This window comes from Mucilaginibacter sp. P4_C11 (genome assembly GCF_056402115.1).
In genome coordinates this window covers 316,223-342,213 of sequence record NZ_JBFUIA010000001.1, presented here as the reverse complement: position 1 = coordinate 342,213, position 25,991 = coordinate 316,223, and the positions used below count along the sequence as shown (strand labels likewise).

Below are 25,991 nucleotides of genomic sequence, written 5' to 3'. Positions count from 1 at the left end.
TCTGTTCATAGCTTCGCCCCGTAAGTCACAGGGCATATCTGTAACTTATTATAAAACAGCTGTTTGTTTTTCACTTAATATAAGCGGCCGTTGCCATGTTTACCTGTTTGCAACTGCCGGTTTTACTCTTTATTTAAAAATAAATAATTTCAGTTAAAATCTTTCAATGTATGATGCTGCAACGTGAACTATTATAGAGCAGCCAATGCTTTCGAGCCTTAATATTAATTGCTTTTGAGACCGTTGCGATATTATTTCACCTGTCATCCCTTTTAGCGGCCCGGCTTTTATCATGATTTTTTCCCCGGTCTGCAGGTTCTCCTCGGTTATTTCTAACTCATAAGGGCTGGCCATTAATAACTTTAGCTCGGTTATTTGGCGGTTGGGCATTGATGCAGGCTTCCCCATGAAATATAAAAACCTCGATATACCTTTTGTCATTAATATATCAGCCTGCTCATGTTGGGCAATGTTAACAAATATGTACGATTTAATGAAGGGTTCTTCAACCCATTTTTTGCGGTCGCTCCATTGTTTTAACTGGCGGTGCAACGGTAGGTAGGCTTCAACACCCTTATCGGTTAATGCCTGGAATGCTTTTTTTTCGGCCCGTGGCTGAGTATAAACCGGGTACCAGTTTTTTGTTGAACTTGCATTTAAATTCATCCTTTTTAAATAAGCAAATTTTTATTTAAACCATTGCCGTATATCCCACCATTTATTTTTTTTGTCGTCCACGTAATATCCGGATCCTGAATAGCCATTATAATCCGCATAATAGTAGTATCTGGTTCCCGTATTATCGCCGCCAAATTTGGTCGTATAATATCTTGAATGTAAAAGGTCCTCTTCAAAGGCATTAAGCACTATCACGGTGTTATCAAGGTGATATTCCAACGCAATTCGCTGTGGAACGGTAGCGGCATAAAATTTTGATTTGCCCGACCGGATTACAAAAACATTAATATCGCTTACCCTGATCAACGGGATGGCGTCAGATACCAGGCCAATAGGCGCGGTATCAATCATTATTATATCATATTTTAATTTTAGCTGGCTTATCAGGGTCATCATCCGGTCGCTGTGTAGCAACTCAGACGGATTAGGTGGTACAGGACCCGAAACAATAAAATCAAGATTCTCCTGGTCGGAATGTAAAATAATGTCATCCAACTCACTTTGATGAGCAAGATAGTTGCTTAAGCCCCGGTCATTTGGCACATGGAAAGTTTTATGTAATTGTGATCGTCTTAAATCGGCCCCGATAAGGATTACTTTTTTATCAATAAGAGATAGGGTGCTTGATAAATTTAGCGCTACAAACGATTTGCCCTCGCCGGCAACTTCAGATGTGATGCAAATTACTTTGCTCAGTTTTTCTGAGGCAAGAAAACTCAGGTTAGTACGCACAGAACGTACAGATTCGGCAAAAATAGAACGAGGCTTGCTTAGCGCCAAAATCTGTTTGCTATTTTCATTAATTACTTCGGGATATTTTCTGATAATACCTAATATTGGTATGGCGGTAAGGCTTTCGATGGTTTCCTTGTCATAAATATAAGGATTTAAAACGCGTATCAAAATAATAAGCCCCAGGCCAATTGCCAGGCCAAAAATTATTGCCGACCGATGGATATCATGTTCATTTGGCGATACTGCGTTAAAGTTGGGCTGGGCAAATTCAATTACTGTAGCGCCAGGCAAAATTCCGGCACGGCTTATCTGGGCTTCAAGTTTTTTCTCAGATAAAAAGGAGTATACCTTGTCATTGATTTCAAAATCCCTTTGTAAGCTTACCAGGTCGCGTTGGGCAGCAGGTAAAGCCATTATAGTTTGATTTATCTGCGATAACTGGCTATCCAAATAAACAATGTTTTTTTCAATACTGCCACGAATGCTCTTGATATTATTTAGTGCGGTGAGTTTGGTTTGTAAAATTTGCTGGTTAACGTCCTGTAGTGGCTGCGAGTTTGGGGTGAACGTTTTTAATAAGGTCGATCTTTCTGATATCAGTCCATCTAACTTATTTATGAGCGCATTAAGTGCAGGTAAATCTGTTCCGCCAGCGCTGAAATTTAACGTCACATTATCTTTTTCTTTTGTAATTTGATCTTTAAGCTGATCAAGCGAAATAAGTTGAATTTTTAATAATGATCTGTTCGATTCAATTTCGGCAGCCTTTGTGGCAGACGAAGTTGACGCTGAGTTCACGTCAAGTATCTTATTTTTGTTTTTATACTTTTCTATAGAACTTTCGGACCCCTTTACCTCGTTTGACAGGAATGATAGCTGGCTGTCAATAAAATCGATCATTTGCGAAGCCGATTGCGCTTTTTGGTTACGATCGAAAATTACGTACTCTTTCATGATATTATTAAGTACGTCGGCCGCAAATTGCGGGTTCGAGTCGGTTTCCTGGATAAAAAGTATATTGGTGTTTTTTCCGGTTTCGCCAGCTCTTAAGCCACCCTGCACCCTGCCAATGTAATCCTCCGGAATGTTAAAGTTAAAGATGTAAATGGTGCTATTGTCAATAGCGCCCGGATATTTTATATTGAAGCTTGTATTACCAATTGTAATAGGGCTGTTATACTGGTAGTTGTTTTTTATTTCTTTATCGCCGGCTTTATAACTCAGACTAAATGTTTGCCGGTCAATCGGTTTATAGCTAATTTGTTCATGAAAAAAGTTTAAGCTATCAAATTTGATCAATTGAATGTTAAGGGGTTTGGATGGGTAGGTTTCTGTAGTGCGCACACGGCCCGACAGATAAAAACTTACCCGGTAATCAATGTCCTTAATGGCGCTAAGTATAACGTTGCGGCTTTGCAGTACCGATGTGATGCTTTGTATTTTTGAGGGCCCACGCTCGGGCACTGTCATAACAGTTATAAGGTCAGATACTTCAGATTTTTTTTCTTCAATTTTAAGCGTGCCTGATGTTGCGTAGGTTTTTGGTGTATACCATAAATAGGTATAGGATATAATTACTGCAATACATACAGATGCTGCTATCCAGTACCAGCGGCTAAACAATATTTTGCCGATCTTAAAATAATCAATTTCTTGATTGGGGAGTTTTCTTTGAAATTTTTCTGTCTCTTCCATTAGCGGCGTGAAAGCGATAATATTACTAAGGCCGTATTAAATAAAAGTAATATGGGCTGTACAAGGGTTGATACATTTTGTAGGTTTTCATTGCGTATTGAACGCTTGTTCTGGGATACATAAACAATATCGCCGTTTTGAAGTATGGCTCTGGGGTCGTTTATTGATTGTATATCTCTTAGGTTAATGTAGGTCACCTGCGGATTCAGTTGGTCGCCGCGTATAATTTTTATATTTGTTTCATTCGCCTTGTCTGAAAGGCCCCCCGCTTGTCCAATCATTTCAACCAAAGTAGTCCTGTCTTTTACCAAAGGAAAGTTTCCCTGTCCTTTAAATTCTCCAAGTAAAGTAACCTTCAAATTCGTAATTTTTAATTCAATTATTGGGTCTTTAAGCAGGCTTTTACGGTAAAGGTCCTCAATAAGTTTTGCGGCTTGCACGCGGGTAAGGCCTGCCACAGCTACATGGCCAATAACAGGCAGGGCTACCGAGCCGTCTTCATCTACCTGGTAAACCTGGCCGGTACCGCCGCTTCCGCCACCAGCGCCCGATGTCGACGGGGTTTCATCAACTACATATTTGATGTTTTGCAGGTTTCTGATCTGCAGCATATCCTGTGGTTTTATATGATAGTTAGCCAAATCATTATTCCTGCTTCGCGATGTATCTGTATTAGCCACCTTTTGTTCAAAAAACATCTGATATTGTTTGCCCGAGCATGAGGTTAAAACAAGCGTTATTAAAATGAAATAAAAAAAGTAGATTATTATACGCATCGCGACGATAACTTATGCTTAATATGTTATAATTGTATATAATTTCAAAATTACACAATTTGCGGGTATAACCACGGTGTATTTTTTCAATTTCAGGGTTTGAAGATATCAATAATCACAGTTGTTTATAATGCCCAGGATACAATTGCCAGATGTATCGAATCCGTCATCAGCCAAAAACACTCCGATATTGAATATATAGTCATCGATGGCGGATCAACTGATAATACGCTTCAAATAATCAACCGGTACCGCTCATCAATCAACCTTTTTGTTTCCGAACCGGATAAAGGCATATATGATGCCATTAATAAAGGGATTAAACTGGCTACCGGTCAAATTATAGGAACACTGAACGCCGACGACTGTTTGGCTGATACGGATGTTTTATCGGCAGTATCTCAAGTATTTACAGAGCTTAGCGCGGAAGTAGTTTATGGAAATTTGATATATGTGCATCCCAACGGCACAATTAAACGTAATTGGAATTCTAAACAGTGTAGCGTTAATTCCTTTAATCGGGGATTTATGCCCCCGCATCCTACATTTTATTGCAAAAGGGAATTGTTTGAAAAATTGGGGTTTTACAGTCTTGAATACGGGTCTGCTGCCGATTACGAATTGATGGTAAGGTTTATGCATCAACATAAAACAGAAAGTTTTTTCTTAAATAAAGTGATGGTAGTTATGCAGGATGGGGGCGTAAGTAATAGAAGTTTAAAAAACAGGTTTAAGGCCTGGGGTTTTGATTTAAAAGCCATGAAGAACAATAACATCTTAATTCCCGTGCTTGCGCTTGCATTAAAGCCCCTCCGAAAGATTTATCAATTTTTTTAATTTGAAATTAAACCTTTGTTAGGCGCTTGCGTATAACGGCTTAACAATGAAAATAATAATCAAAATTCCCCTACACAATGATTGAACTTTTACATTCGTCACATCTTATTTACGATATTTTGATAGTTCTGTTTTCAGGATTGATCACACTATTATGTATCCCTTCAATTTTACATGTGGCACGATCAAGGCACCTTTATGACGATGTTGGCCATTTCAGGAAACAGCATGATCATGGTATTCCGCGTTTGGGTGGCGTGGCTATTTTTGTAAGCTTTACCATAACTATCCTGTTATTCAGTGTAATTGATAAAGCGCTGCCCATCAGTTACCTGCTTATTTCCTGCATTATCCTTTTTGCAATGGGGCTTAAGGACGATCTTTCGGGCGTGAATTCAAGTACTAAGTTTTTGATTCAATTTGTGGTAGCGTTTATATTGGTAGTGCTTGGCGATATTCGAATAACTAGTATGTATGGTGTGTTTGGCATTACGCAATTACCATACATACCAAGCGCGGCATTGTCCATACTACTCATTATGCTCATCGTAAATTCTTTTAATTTGATAGACGGAATAGATGGTTTGGCTGCTACTACGGGCATTATTGTAAACAGCGCTTTTGCTTTTTTATTTATGTATATAAGACAATATGAGCTTGCGGCTATTTCGCTGGCTATGGTAGGTGCAATTATTGGATTTTTGAAATATAATATTACTCCTGCTAAGATATTTATGGGAGATACCGGCGCATTGCTCATTGGCTTAATATCGGCGGTAATGGCTATTAAATTTATCGAGGTTACAAAAATTGCGCATATAGGAGTGCCGGCTTTAAGTAGCGCGCCTGCATTAACCATAGCCATATTAATAGGCCCTGTGTTTGATACTTTACGTGTGTTTACGTTGCGTATAGCAGGTGGTAAATCGCCTTTTGAGGCCGACAGAAACCATATTCATCACCGTATATTGAGGTTAGGGCTTAATCACCTGCAGGCAACCTTGTGCTTGTCGGCAATAAATTTATTGTCAATAGGCATGGTGTTTTTGTTCAGTACTGTAAGCAATTCTTTGCTTATAGTTCTAATCCTGTTAATTTCAATAATTGCTAACTGGGTTATTACATTTAGCCTGCGCTCAAAGGAGCGCGAGCATTTTGCCCTTCGCAATTTTTTTGCTTGATTACGCCTGTTGTACCGTCTTTTGTAAAGTAGTTTTAGCGTCACTAAATCGGGGGGGCTATAAATAGCCATTCATCTTCATTAACTTTGCGCCCTTTATAAAACACAAAGAAGATGAAGATTGCTATAAATGGTTTTGGCCGGATCGGGCGTATATTTTTGCGCAACATCCTAAACCGGCCAGGTATTGAGGTTATGGCTATTAATGACCTTACCGATACTGAAACCCTTGCCCACCTATTTAAATATGATTCGGTTCACCGCGGTTTTAAGGGCGAGGTACATTTTGATAGTAGCAATTTGTATATTAATGGTAAAGCCATAAAAGTTTTGGCCCAGAGTGATCCTTTGGCATTACCATGGGAAGACCTGCATATCGATCTTGTAATTGAATCGACGGGTAAATTTACGTCAAAAGATGGCGCGCAAAAGCATATAACTGCGGGCGCAAAACAAGTTATCATATCGGCTCCCCCAACTGGTAAAGGTGTGCCAACAGTGGTATTGGCTGTTAATGATGGCGAGGTTGATTTATCGTCGCCTATATTATCAAATGCTTCATGCACCACCAACAATGTAGCAACCATGGTGAAAATACTCGACGAAAATTGGGGTATTATTGACGGCTATATTACCACAGTACACTCCATGACCGGCGATCAGAATTTACACGATGCGCCACATAAAGATTTAAGGCGCGCCCGCGCAGCATCAGCCTCTATAATTCCAACCACTACTGGCGCAGCCAAAGCAATAACGGCTATATTTCCGCACTTAGACGGTCATTTAGGAGGGGCAGGCATCAGGGTTCCGGTACTTAACGGCTCGTTAACAGATTTTACCTGTAGTTTGAAAGAGCAGCCTACCGTTAGTGAAATTAACCTTGCATTTAAACATGCGGCCGATGGCCCAATGAAAAATGTATTGGAATACACCAACGATCCGATAGTATCAACAGATATATTGGATAATCCTCATAGCTGTATTTTTGATGCCCAACTCACCTCAATAGTAGGAGGGCTGGTAAAGGTTGTGGGTTGGTACGATAATGAAATGGGCTACAGCAGTCGTCTTGCCGATCTGGTTGAAAAAATAGCTCAATTCAAAAAAACATAAGTTGATTTACTTTTTGATACAACAAGGCTGATGGTTGTTGTACATGGTGAAAAATGTACCCTATTGGCACTTATTTTTAAACATGATAAAATTTATTGACGTTGAAGCATTGCTGCCTATCCGGAATGAAATATTGCGTGAAGGGCGCCTTACCCCAGACGAGTGCCGTTTTCCTACCGATAACATAGCAGGGGCTTTTCATTTGGGGTACTATAAAAATGATGAGTTGGCTTGCATTGTATCTTTTCACCCCCAAAATTATGGCGAATTTATTGGCACAGGTTACCAGTTAAGGGGTATGGCTACAATTGAAAAATACAGAGGACAGGGGCTGGGCAACCAACTGGTTAATTTTGCGCTTACCTACCTGCGTGGGCAAAAGGCAAACTATGTTTGGTGCAACGCCCGCAAAAAAGCAGTGCCGTTTTACCATAATACTGGTTTCGAGATTGTTTCGGCCGAGTTTGAGGTACCCGGAATAGGGCCGCATTTTGTGATGTACGTTAAGTTAATGTGAAATATTGGGTGAAATAGACCGGCTTTTTACTTTTTTAGTTAAGAATTTAGAATAAAATGCTGAATTTGCGCGCCTTACCATTAAACGACCCATATAATTATATGAAAACCGTAGATCAAATTAGTTTTGCAGGCAAAAAAGCCCTTATCAGGGTTGATTTTAACGTGCCTTTGGATAAAGATTATAACATTACCGACGATAACCGGATGACGGCAGCATTGCCAACTATAAAAAAGATTTTGAAAGATGGCGGCAGGGTTATCCTGATGTCGCACCTGGGTAGGCCAAAAGATGGTCCGAACGAAAAAGACTCTTTAATACACGTAGTTGCTCACCTTTCTGACCTGTTGGGCCAGCAGGTTCAGTTTGCCAATGATTGTATTGGTGAAGAAGCTGTTAAAAAATCAAAAAACCTGGGCAATGGCGAAGTGCTGCTGTTAGAAAATCTTCGTTTTTATAAAGAAGAGGAAAAAGGTGATGTAGCTTTTGCCGAAAAGCTTTCAAAATTAGGCGATATATATGTAAATGATGCTTTTGGTACAGCTCACCGTGCACACGCTTCAACATCAATCATCGCTCAGTTTTTTCCGGATGCCAAATACTTTGGTTACCTGATGGCAGGCGAATTGGCTAACGCCGAAAAAATCCTGAATGGCGCTGCAAAACCTTTTACGGCTATCATGGGAGGGTCTAAAGTATCTGACAAGATTCAGTTAATTGAAAAACTATTGGATAAAGTGGATAATCTTATCATCGGTGGTGGTATGGCTTACACTTTTGCCAAGGCAGATGGTGGTAATATTGGTACCTCGTTAGTAGAGGCCGATAAACTTGATCTTGCTATCAGCCTGAAACAAAAGGCTAAAGATAAAGGCGTAAATCTTTATTTGCCAGTAGATAACGTTATTGCCGACGCTTTCTCAAACGATGCTAAAACCGGCGTTGCCAAAACCGGCGAAATTCCTGATAAATGGATGGGATTGGATATTGGCCCCGAAACTGTAAAATTATTCAGCAAAGTGGTTGAAGAATCAAAAACCATTTTATGGAATGGCCCGATGGGTGTATTTGAAATGGAAACATTTTTAGTAGGAACCAAAGCTATTGCCGAGGCGGTGGTAAAGGCAACCGAAAACGGTGCGTTCTCCCTGATTGGTGGTGGCGATTCCGCAGCTGCTGTTGCTAAATTTAACCTGACTGATGAAGTTAGCTACGTATCAACCGGTGGTGGCGCATTGCTGGAATACATGGAAGGTAAAGAGTTACCGGGTGTAAAAGCTATCAACGAATAAAAATAAAGAAACATAAAATGAAAAGTTCGGCCGCTAAACGGCCGGACTTTTTGTATTTTAATTAACCATGACTCAATTGGAAGTAAGGGATTTTATAGACGATGACCGCGATACCCTTAGAAACATTTACCTCATAAGCCGAAAACAAACATTTACCTGGTTTGATACCTCTGGATATAGCCTGGATGATTTTGACAGGGATACCGAAGGAGAACAGATCCTGGTAGCCGACTATGAAGGTGCTGTAATTGGTTTTATATCCTACTGGTTCCCCGATAATTTTATTCACCACCTGTTTTTGCATCCTGCTTATACAGGCCATGGTGTAGGCAAAGCATTGTTAAAATCGGTTGTAGAAAAATTGAGTAGGCCTGTTACGCTGAAATGTTTAACCCGTAACGAAAATGCTTTAGCATTTTACAGATCGCAGGGCTGGCAAATTCAGGAGAGGGGAGAAGGTAGGCCGGGAGATTATTTTTTGATGAGCTACAATTAGGTATCTAACAAACGAGCGGGGCTTTTCCAAAAGAAAAGCCCCGCTTTGTTTTTAATTTATCTTAACCGATGATACTACATCATTGGCATTTGGCGATAGGGTTGTAAAGTTGGTGGTATTGGCAGTTATTGTCCACGATGTACCGGCAAAATTATCATTGCTATACATGGTAATAGTCCATCCTGACGGTACTTTTATAGACGATGCCCAGTCGTTTACAAAGCCGTAAGCCTGCAACTGCGCTAAAGTATAATTGCCTTTAGGTATGGCACCTGTTGCAGTACCGGCGTAATTAATATCCTGGTAAAAATTAACGCCTGCCGCAGGCGTTCCGGTATTAAAAGTGGTGGCCTTGCCATAAAGTGCGTTAGATACGCTGGTTAAATAAGTATGTGTATCGGCGTTTGGCAGGTTATAATACAAATAAACGCCATAATTATTATTTACAGTTTGGGTAGCCAATGATGCCGCCGTTGATGCGCTGGTGCTTTGAATGTCAATGGCCGCGGGCCCAAGGTTAGCAGCAGCAAGTCCGGACACGTTGGGTACCGAATAAGTGCCATAAATGGCATTCCAGCTATAATCAACTTTCGACCCTACAGTTACGCCATTAAAGCTCAGTCGAGATGCCGCGGGGCCGTAATCGTAAAAGGAAATGATTTTGTTAGGCATTAGCTGGCGTAAAGCAGTTACCAGGTAAACAAACGAACTTGAATTTGGCTGCCCGGTGTTGTTGGTGCCATAATCGGCATATTCGTCGTCAAAGTCAATTCCATCTAAGCCATAGGTTGTTACAGCATTGCTAAGTATTTGCGCGTAGGCCTGCGCCGAAGCCTGGTCTGGAAAATTGCAGATGCCCGCGCCCTGGTGGTTGCCTAAAATGGATAGTAAAACTTTAATACCCTTGGCCTGGAGTGGTTGTATATAAGTTGCTTTGTTGCTAAGTACATTAGTTACCTGGGTATTAAAAAATAGCTCGGCTTTTTGTGTTGTTGTGTTGTAGTTGATATTGGCCGCAAAAATAATAGCAATATCAAACAACTGTTGCCCGGTTGACAGGTAGTAATTGCCCACATTCCGGATATCATTGTTGTTTACCTCTACATAGCAAACGCCTTTTGGGCCGCTTACGCCTATGGCATTGGTGCCTGTTTTTGAAGCGTTGTTTGATTTTGACGATGCGAGAGGAGCGGGTGCCTGGTCCTTTTTGCAGGCAGCAATCATAAGCATAAGCGAACCGAATAAAACTGTTAAGTTTTTGGTTAGGGACACATTAAAATTTGTTCTCATAGTGTTGTTTTAAATGATGAATAAATAGATATATAAAGGTCTTGTTCCCTCGCCGTGCAGCCAGGAATTAGTGAAATATCAATTTTATTTATCTTATCAGGTTGCCTGTGTATAACCGGGGAATTTATACTTCAGGTTATTGGTTTATAACAAAAGGACAATTTAATTGGCGATATCGCTTACAAATATTGCTTATTATTTTATTAAAATAATATATTGATTAATATAAATTATCTCGATGGTTTAATTCGAAAAAGAGGCATCGCTTTTTGTAACAAATACACGCATTTTATAAAATGCCAGACCGCCGGGTTGCCCAATTTATTTTATTCGACTATTTTAGGGCAACTATTAACATGATATGAAAAAATCTCTCCTCATCGCTTTATGCTTTGTTTTTTCGGCCATTTCGTCGCAAGCCCAGCCAAAAGGCCCCGATGTTGATTATATAAAGGCTAATTATACCAAGTACGAGTACAACGTGCCCATGCGCGACGGCAAAAAGCTGTTTACATCGGTATATGTACCAAAAGATCAAACCCAAAAATACCCCATCATGATGGATAGGACGCCTTACAGTGTAGCGCCTTATGGTGTTGATGCCTACAGGGGCGCCCTTGGTCCGTCGTCGTTATTTGTGCACGATGGTTATATTTTTGTTTACCAGGATGCACGCGGCCGATGGATGAGCGAAGGCATTTTTGAAGAGATGACTCCCGAAAAGGAAGTGCACAAAACCAAAAATGATGTTGATGAAGGTACTGACACCTATGATACTATTGACTGGTTGCTTAAGAACATTAAAAACAACAACGGCAAAGTAGGCGTCTGGGGCATTTCTTACCCCGGGTTTTATACAACGGCAGCATTGTTAAGTCGTCACCCTGCCCTGGTAGCTGCATCGCCGCAGGCGCCAATGGCCGATTTGTACCGCGATGATGCTTTTCATAACGGCGCATTTATGCTTACCGCGAACTTTGGTTTCTACCCATTTTTTACCAACCGCCAGGATGATAAACCTACACAGCGCCGCGGCAACGGATTTAATGCCGGCACAAATGATGGTTACGCCTTTTTTATGAGGATGGGGTCGGTAAAAAACTCCAACGATAAATACTATAAAGATACCATCCGTTTATGGAATGAGATGCTCGATCATCCCAACTATGATCAGCACTGGAAAGATCGTAATGTACTTTACCACCTGCACGATATTAAAACCGCAGTACTGGTAACCGGCGGATGGTACGATGCCGAAGATTTGTACGGCGCTATCAACACATACAAAACACTGGTTAAGGAAAATCCTAAAACCCCGGTTTACTTTACCATGGGCCCCTGGGTGCATGGTGGCTGGGCGCGTGGCGACGGCGATCATTTAGGCGATATCGGTTTTGGCGGCCCTACAGGCCCGTTTTACCGCGAAAAAATTGAATTTGCTTTTTTTAGCCATTACTTAAAAGGTACCGACCTTAAACTGGAACCGGTTTCTACGTTTGAAACGGGTGTAAACCAATGGAAAACTTATAAAACCTGGCCTCCAAAAGAAGCCGTTGATAAAAGCCTGTACCTGCTGCCCGGGGGTAAACTTTCATTTGACGCTCCCGCGGCGGGTGGTAATTTTGATGAGTTTGTATCAGATCCCAATAAACCGGTGCCGTTCATCAGCACGATTGAAAACGACATGAAGCGCGAATACATGACCGCCGACCAGCGCTTTGCAGCGCAACGCCCGGATGTGCTGACTTATGAAACCGATGTGCTTGACAAAGATGTAACCCTTGCAGGCAACATATGGGCCAACCTTAAAGTATCAACCACCGGCACAGATGCCGATTGGATAGTTAAAGTTATTGACGTGTACCCCGATTCAACTAAGAACGACAAGTTTACGGGTAAAGACGTATACCTGGGTGGTTATCAGCAAATGGTACGCAGCGAGGCCATGCGCGGTAAATTCCGTAATGGCTTTGATAAACCCGAGCCCTTTGTACCAGGCAAAGTAACCCCTGTTAATTTTGAACTACAGGATGTGCTGCACACCTTTAAAAAAGGCCACCGCCTGATGGTGCAGGTGCAAAGCAGCTGGTTCCCGCTTATTGACCGTAATACCCAGCAATTTCAGGATATTATGAAAGCTAAGGACACCGATTTTAAAAAGGCAACCCACAAAGTTTATACATCTAAAGATGAACCAAGCTTTTTGAAGGTTAGGGTGATAGAATAATGGCAGAGCTTTTGGTGAAATCGGTATTTACCATTACTTCGAGAAACTTAATTGGCATTATCGGCATACCCCTAAGTGGCGAAATTAAAGTAGGAATGTTTCTTTTTTCCGCGGATGGTATACAGCGTTGTCAAATCGCCACAATTGAGGGAGTAAGATCTGATAATCATGCCGATGTTGGTTTTCTGGTAAAATATGAAAGCCCCGAAAAGCTGATCTACTTAAAAGAAATGGAAAATAAAATTGTCAGAGTTGATATTTTGTCCTGAGAATTGTTTTAAATTTAAAAAAGGCATCTTGTTAATTTCAGCAGGATGCCTTTTTTTTCTGTTGTATCATTTAGTTTTTATCATCCGTAATGCTTTATAAGCAATTTATAAACCGTCATCATGATGAAGCAAATATTACCACTCCTGTTAATCGCATTCTGTTTCTCCTGCAAAAACAACAAGCAAAGCAACGGTTGTGGTATGCAACCCTGTACCGCCAGCTTCGCCTACCTGGGTATCCGGCTTATCGATAACCAAGGCCATGCTGTAACGCCTAAAAATTTTAGCGCTGTTAATTTACGTACCAGCAAAACTTTAACGCCAATGCAATATCCACCGGCCATTGATTTTGTTGCTGGTTTTGTGCTAATAACCTCGGATGCAAACATCAAAGATTTTTCGACCGAAGGCGACGATGTAAAAATTACCGCTACAGATTCCCTTACTAATCAAACTAAAACGACCACTTTAAAAATTGCCGGTGGTTGCAATTGTCATATATCTAAAATATCCGGGCCGGATACAATTGAATTTGATTAAGAGCATTTGCCATCGGCCCTATCGTTTTGTTATAGTGGCAGGTGTGTTGGTTTTAACCTGGTAAAGTACATAATCGCCTTTTTTATCATGCATCAAGCTAACATCAACAGCTTTGCCATTTTGGGTAACTTCGGCATTTTTCCACCCGGAGGGCAAGTAAGTTTTGAGTGTTAGCGGTATATTGTAAAAACGCTTATCAAGCGGGTGGCTTACTTTAATTATCAGTCGGCCATTTTGCACGCCGGTGGTAAGGTTTGCACTTTGGCGTTCGCGCATGTATTTGGTAACGTCACCAAAGGTGGCAATCCAAAGCTTGTCGTCGTGGTTTTTGATGTAGGTAAAATATTCATCCAGCTCGGTAGCCGGCAAGGCCTCCCAACCAATGCCCTGCACACCATGGTGGGTAAGTACCAGCCATGTATCGTGCCTGTTCAGGGTGGTATCAACCCAGGCTTTCATCATGGGCAGGGGCGTTTTGGTGGTGGCGCCGCGCTGATACTGCACATACGCTTTGCCGGTATTACCCGGAGTATCTTTATTACCCCGGCTAATCTCTTTCAGCCACGGTTCGGGCATGCGGTTGCGCAGGGCCGGGTAAATCCTGCTTAGGTACGATACCGCCCGCTCGTTTTCGGTGCCAAAGGGCCCTTCGGCGCTAAAAGTGTATCGCAGGCCAAGCTTATGCAAAATATCGAGCCGGCTTTTCTCCATCTCATAAAGCATATTGGGCTCGTCGAGCGCGGCCAGGCGGGGGTGGGTAACCATGTGGCTGGCAAATTCGTGCCCCTGCGCTGCGTATTGTTTAATTTGGGCCCAGGTGGTGCCATGCGCGTCATTGTATTCGGTATTATGCTCAACGCCCGGTTTAAAATCACCATGCCGCACTTTACTGTATAGTTCGTCTATCACCTTATAGGCCGCTTCGGGTTTATTATCGTCAATTAATGAGCCGGCTTTATAATGATATTCGAGCGTACCAATCAATCCCAGGTGCCCCGCTGCCGATGCACGTTCGTAAAAATTATCCTTGTTGGTAGGTGTTGTGGCGGTTTCGGCAATTATCTGTTTCAAAGGCCTCCCGATAAATTTCGCCTGGTATTGCGACCCGGGTATTTGCCCCGTAATAATAAAAAACGTGCTTTTAATCCCCAGCCTGTTTAAAATGGGCAGCGCAACTTTAAACTGGTTAATGGAGCCATCGTCCCAGGTGATAGATACCGCGCCATTGCGGCCGTATTGCCATTTAGTTATCTCGGTTTTACCCGGCTGCGCCTTTAAACAGTTTATAAACAATGCCATGAGCAACAGGGCAACAACAAGCTTTTTCATTTGAGGAAGGTTTACACCTGCTAATATATGCAGATGCCTGCTCCCTTTGGTGTTGTAACGAAATAGTTATGCGGTTCAGCTCTTGCCTTATTTAAACTAATTCTAAATAAAAGTTGTGAATTAAAATTGAGTTGTTATTTTTGCGCTTAATTAGACTTAATCTAAATAGAATGTTGAATCCTCTACAGAATTACCTGCAAAAATTTACGCTCCTCTTTCTTTTCGTATTTATAAATATTTTAACCCTTAAGGCCGATGATGATGGCAATAGCGGCAAAATTAACGGCTTTGTAAAAACAACGGATGGTAAACCTGCAGCATACGTAACCGTAGCTATCAAAGGCTTAAACAAAAGCACCACTACCATTGATGATGGTTCGTTTACCTTTGTTAACCTTAAGCCGGGAGTATATACTTTAGTTACCAGCTTTATGGGCACTAAAGCCGAGCAGCAAACGGTTACCGTTGTAGCCAATCAAACTACCCAGGTGAATTTTACCTTAAGCGAAACTTCGGCACAACTGGATGAGGTACTTATTTCTTCAACAAAAACCATCAACACCAAAAAGCTTACTATTGGTAAAATGAATGTGGCGCCTATGGATTTGCCGCAGAGTGTTACGGTTATCAGCAGCAATACGCTTGCGCAGCAGCAATCTATCAGGTTAAGTGATGTAATCAGGAATGTTAATGGCGTTTACCTGTATAGCGCCCGCGGCAATACCCAGGAAACTTTTGGTGCGCGTGGCTACAATTTTTCGAGCACCAATATGTTTAAAAACGGTTTCCGGGTAAATTCGGGTGTTGTGCCTGAAGTGAGCTCGCTTGACCGTATCGAAATACTAAAAGGCAGCGCGGCTTTATTATATGGCAACGTAGCACCCGGCGGTATTTTAAACATGGTAACTAAAAAACCATTGTTTGAGGCCGGCGGTAAAGTATCTATGACCTATGGCAGCTATGATTTGTACCGCCCCTCGTTTGATGTTTACGGGCCTATCACCTCAAAACTGGCCTACCGCTTAAACGGTACTTACGAAAAAGCAAACAGTTTCCGCGATAATGTAAAATCCGAAAGGGAGTATATTAACCCATCGTTCCTGTATAAAATAAGCGACAAAACAACTGTTATTGTAGAGGGCGATTACCTGAACTACGATTTTACACCCGATTTTGGAACCGGGCAAATAAACAACGTAATAGCTAATGTGCCGCGCAACCGCTACCTGGGTGCTTCATGGTCAACAGGTAATACCAAGCAGTCAACAGGTACGGTTACCATTAATCATCAAATTAACAGCTTGTGGCAAATAAGCGGCGGCTTAAATTACCAGCATTTTAACAGGCAATACCAAACAACCGAGCGTGTACTACCCAATGCAAACGGCGATTGGGGACGTACGCTTAACCGCGCAAAAACATTGGAAGATTATTACACCGGCCAGTTTAATGTAACCGGCCAGTTTAACACCGGCGCCATAAAGCATAATATTTTGGCCGGTATTGATGCCGACAGGTACAACAACACGGCTTATACCTACGTAGCCACCGTCAATAAGGTATCAAGTTATTGGGATAATGGCACATCATTAAAATCTGCCGTTTACGATACCATCAATATTTTTAATGTAAATAAATACACCCTGCGCAGCGATAAGCCGCAGATGAACCCTTTTTACAGCATCCTTACAAAAACCAACCGCTTTGGGGCTTACTTTAATGATCTGATAAGCATATCAGATAAAGTTAAGGTGTTGGCAGGTATCCGCTGGTCGTACCAATACATTGCGCCAACGCAGGTAACCAATTATTATCTGCCGGCTTTAACCACCCAGGCGGCAGGTAAAGAGGATAAGGCATTTTCGCCCCGCGTTGGTATAGTTTATAAGCCAGCGGCCAATACGGCTTTATTTGCAAGTTATTCCAACTCGTTTATCACCAACACGGGTGTAGATGTTAATAATAAACCGCTTTCGCCATCATTGGTAGATCAGTACGAGGCCGGGGTTAAAAACGATTTCCTGAATGGTAACTTATCGGTAAATGTAACTGCATACCGTATCATTAATAATAACCTGGCCCAAACAGCGCCGTTTTTGGCCGATGGCACCACAGTGAACATTAACACCAATATTAAAGAGCTTGTTGGCCAAACCAAAAGCGATGGTGTTGAACTTGATATTGCGGGCCACCCCGTAAAAGAGCTTGATTTAATGGCGGGTTACAGCTATACCAACGCGCGTTATTCAAAAACGTCAACATCGGTTGGCAGTAATATAGCCGGTCAGCCATTAATTAACGTACCTAAGCACACCGCCAATGCCAGCGCCTTCTACAACTTTTACAATGGCGATTTGAAAGGCTTTAAAGTAGGAGCTTCTGTGTATTACCTGGGTAACCGTACCGCCGGGAATGCCAATACGGTTGGGCAAACCCAAACCATATCAAGGCTGGTTAATGTACCGGGCTTTACCACAGTTGATGCCTCGGTTGGTTACACCTATAAAAAGGTTTCCATTATTGGTAAAATCTCCAATATAGGCAATGTACTTAATTACAATGTGCACGAAAATTACAGTATTAACCCAATAGCGCCAAGGCAGTTTTTAACTACCGTAAGCTATAGCTTTTAATACATTAACGTCGTGTCAACGATAAATTGAAGGATAGTCTTAAGCCTAAAGTTCTAAGTAAAAGAGAAAAAATCAACTTTAGACTTACGACTTGGCACTATTGACTTACTAATACATATTTTAATAAACAAACCGGGATATGCCTTAGTATACCCGGTTTTGTAATGAAAGCCATGAAAGTATTTTTCCGTACCATACATCTTTATTTGAGCCTTGCGGCAGGCATTGTTATTTTTTGCTCGTGCCTCACGGGCACCATGCTGGTTTTTGAAAAAGAAATTGAGCATACCCTGCACCCCAAACTTTATTACGTGCAGGCCGCAGCTACACGGGTACCGCTGGAGCAAATGATTAAGGCAGCCCTTAAACAGGTGCCCAAGGCAAAGCTGGCCTCGGCAATGGTTTATAATGATGTTGCCAGAACGGTTGAGATTGGCTTAATTGTACCCGAGAAGAAAAGTAAAAAAGGTAATATTGCCCAGGCCGAAATGGGCAGGCCCGCAAAGACGCAGGGCGATAAAGATAAAAAAGGTAAGGATGCCGACCGGGCAAATTTAAGCGTGTTTGTAAACCCCTACACCGGCCAGGTAACAGGGCAATACAGCCGCAGGCAATCGTTCCTGTACTCGGCCGAGATGTTTCACCGGTTTTTACTGGCAGGTAAGGATAGCCTGGGCGATTGGGTGGTGTCAATCTCGACACTGCTTTTCCTGTTTATATTAATAACCGGGGTAATACTGTGGTGGCCTAAAACCAAAAACATTATGAAGCAGCGGTTAAAAATAAAATGGGGCGGCAGTACCAAACGGCTGGTACATGATTTGCACCTGGTTACGGGGTTTTACACTTCGATATTTTTAATTGTGATTGCGTTAACGGGTTTAATCATGACGTTTAAGCTGGCTAACCAGGCGTTGTTTGCTATAACCGGTTCAAAGCTGGTAAAAGAGCAGCCTAAAGCACCGCAATCAAAATACCAGGCCGGCGCCGAAGCTTTAAAGGTAGATGCCGCATTGCAGGCGGTAACAACACAAACCGCATTGGCAGATTATTATACAGTAAGGGTGCCTAAAGACTCACTGGCCGTTTACAGCATAAACATTTTACCTAAGGGTGCAGTTGAAACCACCGCCGATACCTATTACGTTGACCAATATAGCGGCGGCATAGCAGGCGCGCAATTGTTTGCCGCCAAAAGCTTAGGCCAGCGGGTAAGGGCTTACGTAAAACCGGTACATACCGGCTCTGTTTACGGCCTGCCTACCAAAATAATCAGTTTTATTGTGTGCCTTTTATCGCTCATATTCCCGGTAACAGGGGTAATGATGTGGCTTAACCGTACCCGTAAAAAAACTAAAACCTATAGGAAGATGGAATTGGTTTAAATTATTTGATAGTTTGTATGTTTACAACTCAGCAAAATAATAAAATATGCCAGCCAGGATCCTCGAAGTATGCGCCTTTACTATTCAAACCTGTATTATAGCCGAACGCGCCGGTGCTGCGCGGGTTGAGTTATGTGACAACCCTATTGAAGGCGGCACCACGCCAGGTTATGGCACCATAAAACAGGTGCGTGATAAAATAGGTATCGATTTGTTCCCCATCATCAGGCCGCGGTCTGGAAACTACTTTTACAACGAGGATGAATACGCTATTATTAAGCACGACATACAAATTTGCCGCGAGCTGGGCTGCAATGGCATTTCTGTGGGTACACAAACCATAGATGCCGAAATTGATACCGAATGGCTGAAACGCATTGTTGAATGGGCCGGGCCAATGAGCGTTACCTGCAACCGTGCGTTTGATGGTACGCCCGATCCTTTTAAATCGTTAGAAGAACTGATAGCTTGCGGATGCCGGCGGGTACTCACCTCCGGCCAAAAAAGCGCGGCGCCTGATGCCGGCCAGTTGTTAGGTAAGCTGGTTAAACAGGCCGCCGGCCGCATTACCATTATGCCCGGCGCCGGTGTTAAATCAACCAATCTGCAAAAGCTGGTAGCCGAAAGTAATGCAACAGAATTCCATTCATCAGCACGCGCTATAGCGCCAAATCCTTTAACTTATATTAATAAAGAAGTAAGCGATTACGGCAATGTATATATTGCCGATGAGGATGAAGTAAGGGCGATGGTGGCAGTTTTGAAGGGAAATTGATTTTAAGTTTACAGAGAAATGTAATAAACTTTGCTTTATTGGGCCATCATTAGTTTCTTAAACGTTCAATAAGCTGCTCTATACCAAGCCTCCAAACAGGATATAATTCTTCATTTTCTGCCCAAAGTTCATTTAATTCTGAATTATCGTTTAAAACTTTTTGTAAAGCCAAAACCGATTTTTCTTTAAGATCTGTAAAATCCAAATCGGGGTGCCTGTTTGGAAACGAGTCTACTTCTAAAGGGTCTTCATCAGCCGGCGACGAAAATTTTGTTCCATTGATTTGTCCATCCACGTAGGCTGCCGAAACAATGACTGCATTTGCTTCAGAAAATTCTAAATAGTCAACACTTATAGCGAAATCAAACGCATCGTTGAAAATTTTCTTGGGATCGTCAGATTCTTCCACTTCCGCCATAAAATCAAAAGCTGTGTCATCTTCAAAATGTCCATGTCCCCAGGTGCCCATAATATTCTGTTTTATTATATGCTAAAGATGGTAACAAAAATTGAAAAAATAGTAAGCAGCATTGATATAAAATAGAGAATATCCATCAATACTTGTTGAATTATATAGTTAATAGTAAACTTTTTTGTTCAATTAAAAGGTCACGCTTAACGACATCAATCCGGCTTTTGAATCTGGATTTTGCCGTTTTGGGATTTGCCGCATAGCGTCAAAAGCCACCAAAAATGTTGAAAACTTTTTGGTGGTAAAAAGTGGTAATTTGTGGTAAAAGAAAATTACTTTTACCTATTAAATTAAGCCATAGTCTTATAATGCCGCATTTAACCGGAGAATTTGAATGTAAACTGGATGCCAAAGGGCGGATGATGATCCCTGCGGGCCTCAAAAAGCAGCTTCCTGAAGCTGACGGCGAGGGCCTTATGATCAATCGCGGCCTGGAGAAGTATCTGGTTATTTACACAAAATCCGAATGGGACAAAAGACTTGACGAATTGAGCAAACTTAACGAATATGACCGGCAAAATCTGCGTTTTATTCGTTATTTCACCGGCGGCGCCACGGCTTTGATGCCCGATTCGGCCGGCAGGGTACTTTTGCCAAAGAGTTTGCTTGATTTTGCCGGCATTGGTAACGATGTTGTTTTAACCTGTGTATTAAACAAGATTGAAGTATGGGATAAGGCTGCCCATACCGAAATGATAAATAATGAGCCTGATAATTTTGCCGAATTGGCCGAAGCGGTAATGGGTAGTAAAGCAAGGAGGATAGATGAGTGAGTACCATACACCGGTTATGCTGCAGGAATGCATTGATGGCCTGGCTATAAAAAAGGATGGCACTTATGTGGATGTAACCTTTGGCGGCGGCGGGCATTCGCGCGAGATTATGAAACATTTGGGGCCCGAAGGTACTTTACTGGCGTTTGACCAGGATACCGATGCGCAGCAAAATATAATTGACGATGAGCGCTTTGTTTTTATAGATCAGAATTTCAGGTACCTGAAAAACTTTGCCCGTTTGCACGGTGCTATCCCGGTTGATGGCATACTGGCCGATTTAGGCGTATCATCATACCAGTTTGACCAGGCCGAGCGTGGTTTTTCAATTCGCTTTGATGCCGAGCTGGATATGCGGATGAACCAGGGCGGCGAGCTTACGGCCAAGGATGTGGTAAACAATTATACAGGTGCCGAACTGCACCGCATTTTTGGCGTTTACGGCGAAATTCAAAACGCCAAATCATTGGCCGAAACTATAGTTACTGCCAGGCTTAATGCCCCGATAGTAACCATAGCCGATTTGAAGAACGCTATTATTAACCGTATCCCGAAGGGGAAAGAAAATAAGTACCTGGCACAGGTTTTCCAGGCGCTGCGCATCGAAGTGAACCAGGAGTTGGAAGCTTTGAAGGAATTTTTGGTACAGAGTGCCGAGGTGCTGGCTGTTGGCGGCAGGCTGGTAGTCATGAGCTACCACTCGCTGGAAGACAGGCTGGTAAAAAACTTCATTGCCAAAGGCAAGTTTAGCGGCGAGGTAGAAAAGGATTTATACGGCAATAATAAAAGGCCGCTTGATGCTGTAAGCCGTGGGGCTATAACCGCATCGGCAGATGAGATAAGTAACAATAACAGGGCACGGAGCGCTAAATTAAGGATAGCTGTAAAGATATGAGCAATCGTTTACGTACAGAAATTCAGGAGGAGGAAGAAGAGGAAGAGCTTATTGTTGAGGATAAACCCCGAAAAAGGGAGATCCCGGATAATTTCTTCACGCAATTTTTCACCAAACGTTTTATTACAAGCGAGAAGGCTACCAACGCCCTGCCTTTTGTGCTGTTCATTGCTTTTTTGGGTATGGTATATATTGGCAATATGCACCTGGCCGAAAAAACCATCCGCGACATTGATGACCTTACTAAAGAAGTAAAAGAACGCAGCTGGGATTTTAAAACCACAAAAGCCGATATGGCTTTTAAAAGTACATTAATTGAAGTGGCCAAACGTGCCGATACCCTTGGAGTGAGGCAAAGCGTTGAGCCGCCAAAAAAGATAACGGTGAAGGAGGATGATGATGAAAATTAGGACTAACATATTGCTTAGGGTATATATTGCCTTTGGCCTTGTTGTGCTTTTTTCGTTCGCGGTTGTGGTACAGCTTTGCCGGGTGCAATTTATACAGGGCGCAAAATGGAAAGCCAAAGCAGTAAACATGACAGCCCAGTTCAGGGATGTAGAGGCCGCGCGGGGTAACATTTTTTCGGTAGATGGCAGCCTGTTGGCAACATCGGTACCCGAGTATGAACTGCACATGGATATGTTGGGTGCCGGCCTTGCCATTGATAGTGTTTTTAATGATAATGTAGAAGTGCTGTCGGCAGGTTTATCGCAGTTATATGGCGATAGAACGCCACGCGAATATGCCAGGTTACTGCGCGATGCCCGTAAAGATGGCTCGCGTTACCAGCTTTTACGCCGCAGGGTAACATACCAGGAATTAAAAAAGATTCGTGAGTTCCCGGTGTTTAAAAACAGGAAAACTAAAAACAGCCTGATTGTATTGCAGCAAAACAAGCGCATTTTGCCTTTTCATGCTTTGGCCGCGCGTACTATTGGTTATAAAAACGAAAACATTAAAAACCCGGTAGGGTTGGAGGGTGCTTACTCGTCATTCATCAATGGCGAAAACGGCAGGCGCTTAATGCAGCGTATTCCGGGCGGAACGTGGATGCCTGTAAATAATGATGAAGACGAGATCCCGGCAAAAGATGGCGCCGATATCATGTCGACCATTAATGTAAATTTCCAGGAGATAGCGCAGGCGGCTTTGTTAAGGCAGCTTGATTCAAGCGCCGCCGATCATGGCTGCGTGGTGTTGATGGAAGTTGCTACCGGCGAGGTGCGTGCTATAGCCAATTTTACCCGTTCAAAAGAAAATACTTTTAAAGAGAGCTTTAATTATGCCATCAGCAATGCAATTGATCCGGGGTCTACCTTCAAGCTGGTATCTTATATGACCCTGCTTGATCAGCATAAACTGGATACCAATACTATAGTGAATGCCGAGGGTGGTAAATACAAGTTCCCAAAGGGGCCAACCATTACCGATACCGAGCATGACAACTATGAAATGACGGTAAAAAAGGCTTTTGAAGAATCATCAAACGTGGCGGCAGCTAAGCTGGTATACGGTCATTATAAAGATAACCCATGGCAGTTTATCAATAAGCTGTACAGCTATCATTTAAATGATAAGCTGGGCTTGCAGATACCCGGTGAAGGAAGGCCTGTTATTAAAAACCCGGCCAACCGCAGCTGGAACAAGTATTATACCCTGCCCGAAATGGCCTACGGTTATGAAATGAACCTTACCCCATTGCAAATGCTGGCGTTTTATAATTCGGTAGCCAACAATGGTAAAATGATAGCGCCCATTTTTGTGCGCGAGATCAGGAGGATGGGCAGCACCATTGAGCAGTTTAACGCCAGGGTGATTAATGAAAAAGTATGCTCGGATGCTACCCTTGGTAAAGTGAAAAGCATGCTCGAGGGTGTTGTACAGGAAGGTAATTGTAAGCGCGTAATTAAAAACCCGCGTTATACGGTGGCCGGCAAAACAGGTACAGCCCAGGTGGCCGATGGTACAAAAGGTTATAAAGTAAAAAAATACCAGGCATCGTTTTGCGGTTATTTTCCGGCCGATCATCCTAAATATTCCATGATCGTGGTGGTAAATAACCCCACCCGCGGATCGTACCTGGCGGCTAAGGTTGCCGGGCCTATTTTCAGGGAGATTGCCGATAAGGTTTATGCCAATGATATGGAGATAAACCAACCGTCGCCGGTAAGCCTGGTTGGCAATACATCAATGCCTAAGGTAAAGCAGGGCAATTTAAAGGCACTAAAACATGTATATGCCAAATTGGGTGTAAAGCCGCTATACGCATCGGCAGATGCTGCCGGCAACGGAGTTGATACCAGTAATGGTATCCCATTTGAGGATACACGATATAAAGAAGGCACTGTTCCAACAGTAACAGGAATGGGCCTGAGCGACGCCCTGTATGTTTTGGGCAATGCAGGCTATAAAGTAACGGTACGCGGCAGCGGCATGGTGACCACACAATCGGTTACCGGCGGCAGCTCAATACCAAAAGGATCACGCATAACAATTGAACTGCAATGAGGTATTTAAGTGATTTAATAGATGGGTTAGCATTTACCGAGTTACAAGGCAGCGCCGATGTAGAAATTACGTCTGTAGCTTTTGATTCGCGCCAGGTAATTCCGGGGTCGATGTTTGTTGCCGTAAAAGGCACACAGGTTGACGGGCACGACTATATTGACCAGGCTATTAAACAGGGTGCCATCGCAGTTATATGCGAAGATTTACCCGCCCACACCGCAGCCGAAGTTGATTTTTTAATGGTAGCCAATTCGGCTAAGGCATTAAGTTTGGTGGCAGCCAATTTTTACGGCAACCCGTCGGCACAGTTAAAGCTGGTTGGCGTTACCGGTACCAACGGCAAAACCACCATCGCTACGCTGCTTTATCAGTTGTTTCGCGATCTGGGGTATAAAGCAGGTTTGCTATCAACTGTCGAAAACCAGATTAATGGCCAGGTGATACCATCAACCCATACCACACCCGATCCTATTGAACTTAACCGTTTGCTGGAAGAGATGGTAACGCAGGGTTGCGATTATTGCTTTATGGAAGTTAGCTCGCATGCGGTTGCGCAGCACCGGGTAGATAACCTGAGTTTTTCGGGTGGAGTGTTTACTAACTTAACGCATGATCATTTGGACTATCATAAAACGTTTGATAGTTATCTGAAGGCCAAAAAAGCCTTTTTTGATGGCTTGCCAAAAAACGCCTTTGCTTTAACCAACAGCGATGATAAGAATGGTAACATCATGCTGCAAAACTCGCAGGCGCACCGTAAAACCTACGGGCTTAAAAGCATGGCCGATTACAAGGCCCGCATCCTGGAAAACCAGTTTGGCGGCCTGTTACTGCATATTGATAACGAAGAAGTATGGTTTAAAATGGTTGGCACCTTTAACGCTTACAACCTGCTGGCTGTGTACGCTACCGCTATGTTGTTAGAGCAGGATAAAGCCAAAACGCTAACCAGCCTGAGCAAACTAACCGGTGCGGAAGGCAGGTTTGAATATATAGTAGCACCAAATAAGGTTATAGGTATAGTTGATTACGCCCATACACCGGATGCCGTGCAAAATGTGCTAAGCACCATTCACGATATCCGCAAAGGTAACGAGAAGGTAATAACTGTAATAGGTTGTGGCGGAGATCGTGACAAAACCAAACGCCCAATTATGGCCCGTGTGGCCAGCGAATGGAGCGATAAAGTGATCCTGACATCAGACAATCCACGCTCGGAAGATCCGGCCCAGATCATCAAAGACATGATTGAAGGCGTTGACCCGGCGTTTAAACGCCATACAGTGAGCATAGTTGACAGGAGAGAGGCAATTAAAACAGCCTGCATGCTGGCAAATCCGGGAGATATAATCCTGGTGGCGGGTAAAGGGCATGAGAAATACCAGGATATCCACGGAGTGAAAAATCATTTTGACGATATGGAGGAATTGGAGGAACAATTTAAACTCTTGGTGTAGGTGGATGTGCAGATTTCAGATGTGCAGATATGCAGATGAGGGAATTGGATGTGCAGATTTCAGATATGCAAATATGCAGACGAGGGAATTAGTGACTGATGAATTGATAAAAT

At 42.7% G+C, this 25,991-nt stretch carries 23 protein-coding genes; 17 read left to right on the top strand and 6 right to left on the bottom strand.

The genetic code is table 11. The features are described from left to right. Window positions 1–153: 153 nt before the first annotated feature. The 3 genes from AC1DU2_RS01510 to AC1DU2_RS01500 are packed head-to-tail and all read right to left on the bottom strand — an operon-like array spanning window position 154 to window position 3,806. Window positions 154–666 (bottom strand): UpxY family transcription antiterminator, encoded by a 513-nt coding sequence (locus AC1DU2_RS01510; protein WP_477382453.1) that lies wholly within the window; start codon window positions 664–666, stop codon window positions 154–156. Window positions 667–687: 21 nt separating this feature from the next. Beyond that, window positions 688–3,108 (bottom strand): GumC family protein, encoded by a 2,421-nt coding sequence (locus AC1DU2_RS01505; RefSeq protein ID WP_477357469.1) that lies wholly within the window; start codon window positions 3,106–3,108, stop codon window positions 688–690. Beyond that, window positions 3,108–3,806, bottom strand: coding sequence for a polysaccharide biosynthesis/export family protein (locus tag AC1DU2_RS01500; protein WP_477382451.1), 699 nt, complete (start codon window positions 3,804–3,806; stop codon window positions 3,108–3,110). Before AC1DU2_RS01500 ends, AC1DU2_RS01505 begins: the two co-directional genes overlap by 1 nt. A gap of 177 nt (window positions 3,807–3,983) precedes the next feature. Between AC1DU2_RS01500 and AC1DU2_RS01495 the strand changes: the two genes are divergently transcribed. From AC1DU2_RS01495 to AC1DU2_RS01470, 6 genes are all read left to right on the top strand, one after another. Further along, the gene (locus tag AC1DU2_RS01495) at window positions 3,984–4,721 is read left to right on the top strand and encodes a glycosyltransferase family 2 protein (protein ID WP_477382450.1); all 738 of its coding nucleotides are present in this window, start codon (window positions 3,984–3,986) and stop codon (window positions 4,719–4,721) included. Between the two features lie 77 nt (window positions 4,722–4,798). Further along, complete coding sequence (locus AC1DU2_RS01490; RefSeq protein WP_477382449.1) at window positions 4,799–5,902, top strand: MraY family glycosyltransferase; 1,104 nt, start codon at window positions 4,799–4,801, stop codon at window positions 5,900–5,902. Between the two features lie 113 nt (window positions 5,903–6,015). Then, window positions 6,016–7,017: a type I glyceraldehyde-3-phosphate dehydrogenase gene (gene gap / locus AC1DU2_RS01485; protein WP_477382448.1), complete on the top strand. Its 1,002-nt coding sequence runs from the start codon at window positions 6,016–6,018 to the stop codon at window positions 7,015–7,017. Window positions 7,018–7,099: 82 nt separating this feature from the next. Beyond that, window positions 7,100–7,534, top strand: a complete 435-nt coding sequence (locus AC1DU2_RS01480) for a GNAT family N-acetyltransferase (RefSeq protein WP_477382447.1) — start codon at window positions 7,100–7,102, stop codon at window positions 7,532–7,534. 101 nt (window positions 7,535–7,635) lie between these two features. After that, window positions 7,636–8,826: a phosphoglycerate kinase gene (locus AC1DU2_RS01475; protein WP_477382446.1), complete on the top strand. Its 1,191-nt coding sequence runs from the start codon at window positions 7,636–7,638 to the stop codon at window positions 8,824–8,826. Window positions 8,827–8,893: 67 nt separating this feature from the next. After that, window positions 8,894–9,322, top strand: a complete 429-nt coding sequence (locus AC1DU2_RS01470; RefSeq protein WP_477357454.1) for an N-acetyltransferase family protein — start codon at window positions 8,894–8,896, stop codon at window positions 9,320–9,322. Between the two features lie 51 nt (window positions 9,323–9,373). Here the strand turns inward: AC1DU2_RS01470 and AC1DU2_RS01465 are convergent, their stop codons facing one another. Beyond that, window positions 9,374–10,612, bottom strand: a complete 1,239-nt coding sequence (locus AC1DU2_RS01465) for an endo-beta-N-acetylglucosaminidase H (protein ID WP_477382445.1) — start codon at window positions 10,610–10,612, stop codon at window positions 9,374–9,376. Between the two features lie 361 nt (window positions 10,613–10,973). Here AC1DU2_RS01465 and AC1DU2_RS01460 point away from each other — a divergent pair, with 361 nt between their 5' ends. The 3 genes from AC1DU2_RS01460 to AC1DU2_RS01450 all read left to right on the top strand — a co-directional run bounded on the left by AC1DU2_RS01460 (window position 10,974) and on the right by AC1DU2_RS01450 (window position 13,648). Beyond that, window positions 10,974–12,839, top strand: a complete 1,866-nt coding sequence (locus AC1DU2_RS01460; RefSeq protein WP_477382444.1) for a CocE/NonD family hydrolase — start codon at window positions 10,974–10,976, stop codon at window positions 12,837–12,839. Continuing rightward, window positions 12,839–13,108, top strand: coding sequence for a hypothetical protein (locus AC1DU2_RS01455; protein ID WP_477357448.1), 270 nt, complete (start codon window positions 12,839–12,841; stop codon window positions 13,106–13,108). Before AC1DU2_RS01460 ends, AC1DU2_RS01455 begins: the two co-directional genes overlap by 1 nt. Window positions 13,109–13,228: 120 nt before the next feature. Further along, a complete protein-coding gene (locus AC1DU2_RS01450) occupies window positions 13,229–13,648 on the top strand; it encodes a hypothetical protein (RefSeq protein WP_477357446.1) in 420 nt (139 codons plus the stop codon). 18 nt (window positions 13,649–13,666) lie between these two features. Here the strand turns inward: AC1DU2_RS01450 and AC1DU2_RS01445 are convergent, their stop codons facing one another. Further along, window positions 13,667–14,977, bottom strand: a complete 1,311-nt coding sequence (locus AC1DU2_RS01445; RefSeq protein ID WP_477382443.1) for a polysaccharide deacetylase family protein — start codon at window positions 14,975–14,977, stop codon at window positions 13,667–13,669. 170 nt (window positions 14,978–15,147) lie between these two features. Between AC1DU2_RS01445 and AC1DU2_RS01440 the strand changes: the two genes are divergently transcribed. From AC1DU2_RS01440 to AC1DU2_RS01430, 3 genes are all read left to right on the top strand, one after another. Beyond that, complete coding sequence (locus tag AC1DU2_RS01440; protein WP_477382442.1) at window positions 15,148–17,610, top strand: TonB-dependent siderophore receptor; 2,463 nt, start codon at window positions 15,148–15,150, stop codon at window positions 17,608–17,610. A gap of 173 nt (window positions 17,611–17,783) precedes the next feature. Next, on the top strand, window positions 17,784–18,995 hold the full coding sequence (locus AC1DU2_RS01435) for a PepSY-associated TM helix domain-containing protein (protein WP_477382441.1): 1,212 nt from the start codon (window positions 17,784–17,786) through the stop codon (window positions 18,993–18,995). Window positions 18,996–19,041: 46 nt separating this feature from the next. Beyond that, window positions 19,042–19,770, top strand: coding sequence for a copper homeostasis protein CutC (locus AC1DU2_RS01430; RefSeq protein ID WP_477382440.1), 729 nt, complete (start codon window positions 19,042–19,044; stop codon window positions 19,768–19,770). A 49-nt stretch (window positions 19,771–19,819) separates the two neighbouring features. On the opposite strand, the gene AC1DU2_RS01425 is transcribed toward AC1DU2_RS01430, so the two are convergent. Then, on the bottom strand, window positions 19,820–20,239 hold the full coding sequence (locus AC1DU2_RS01425; RefSeq protein WP_477357436.1) for a DUF4259 domain-containing protein: 420 nt from the start codon (window positions 20,237–20,239) through the stop codon (window positions 19,820–19,822). Between the two features lie 311 nt (window positions 20,240–20,550). Here AC1DU2_RS01425 and mraZ point away from each other — a divergent pair, with 311 nt between their 5' ends. The 5 genes from mraZ to AC1DU2_RS01400 are packed head-to-tail and all read left to right on the top strand — an operon-like array spanning window position 20,551 to window position 25,878. Beyond that, window positions 20,551–21,015 carry a division/cell wall cluster transcriptional repressor MraZ gene (gene mraZ, locus AC1DU2_RS01420; RefSeq protein WP_090652428.1) on the top strand — a complete coding sequence of 155 codons (465 nt, stop codon included), beginning with the start codon at window positions 20,551–20,553 and terminating at the stop codon, window positions 21,013–21,015. Next, entirely contained in the window at window positions 21,008–21,910 is a 903-nt protein-coding gene (gene rsmH / locus AC1DU2_RS01415) for a 16S rRNA (cytosine(1402)-N(4))-methyltransferase RsmH (RefSeq protein WP_147056124.1), read from the top strand. Before mraZ ends, rsmH begins: the two co-directional genes overlap by 8 nt. Then, a complete protein-coding gene (locus AC1DU2_RS01410; protein WP_477382439.1) occupies window positions 21,907–22,320 on the top strand; it encodes an FtsL-like putative cell division protein in 414 nt (137 codons plus the stop codon). Before rsmH ends, AC1DU2_RS01410 begins: the two co-directional genes overlap by 4 nt. Then, window positions 22,304–24,421 (top strand): penicillin-binding protein, encoded by a 2,118-nt coding sequence (locus tag AC1DU2_RS01405; protein ID WP_477382438.1) that lies wholly within the window; start codon window positions 22,304–22,306, stop codon window positions 24,419–24,421. Before AC1DU2_RS01410 ends, AC1DU2_RS01405 begins: the two co-directional genes overlap by 17 nt. Continuing rightward, complete coding sequence (locus tag AC1DU2_RS01400; protein WP_477382437.1) at window positions 24,418–25,878, top strand: UDP-N-acetylmuramoyl-L-alanyl-D-glutamate--2,6-diaminopimelate ligase; 1,461 nt, start codon at window positions 24,418–24,420, stop codon at window positions 25,876–25,878. The genes AC1DU2_RS01405 and AC1DU2_RS01400 overlap by 4 nt, the downstream gene beginning before the upstream one ends. Window positions 25,879–25,991 lie beyond the last annotated feature (113 nt).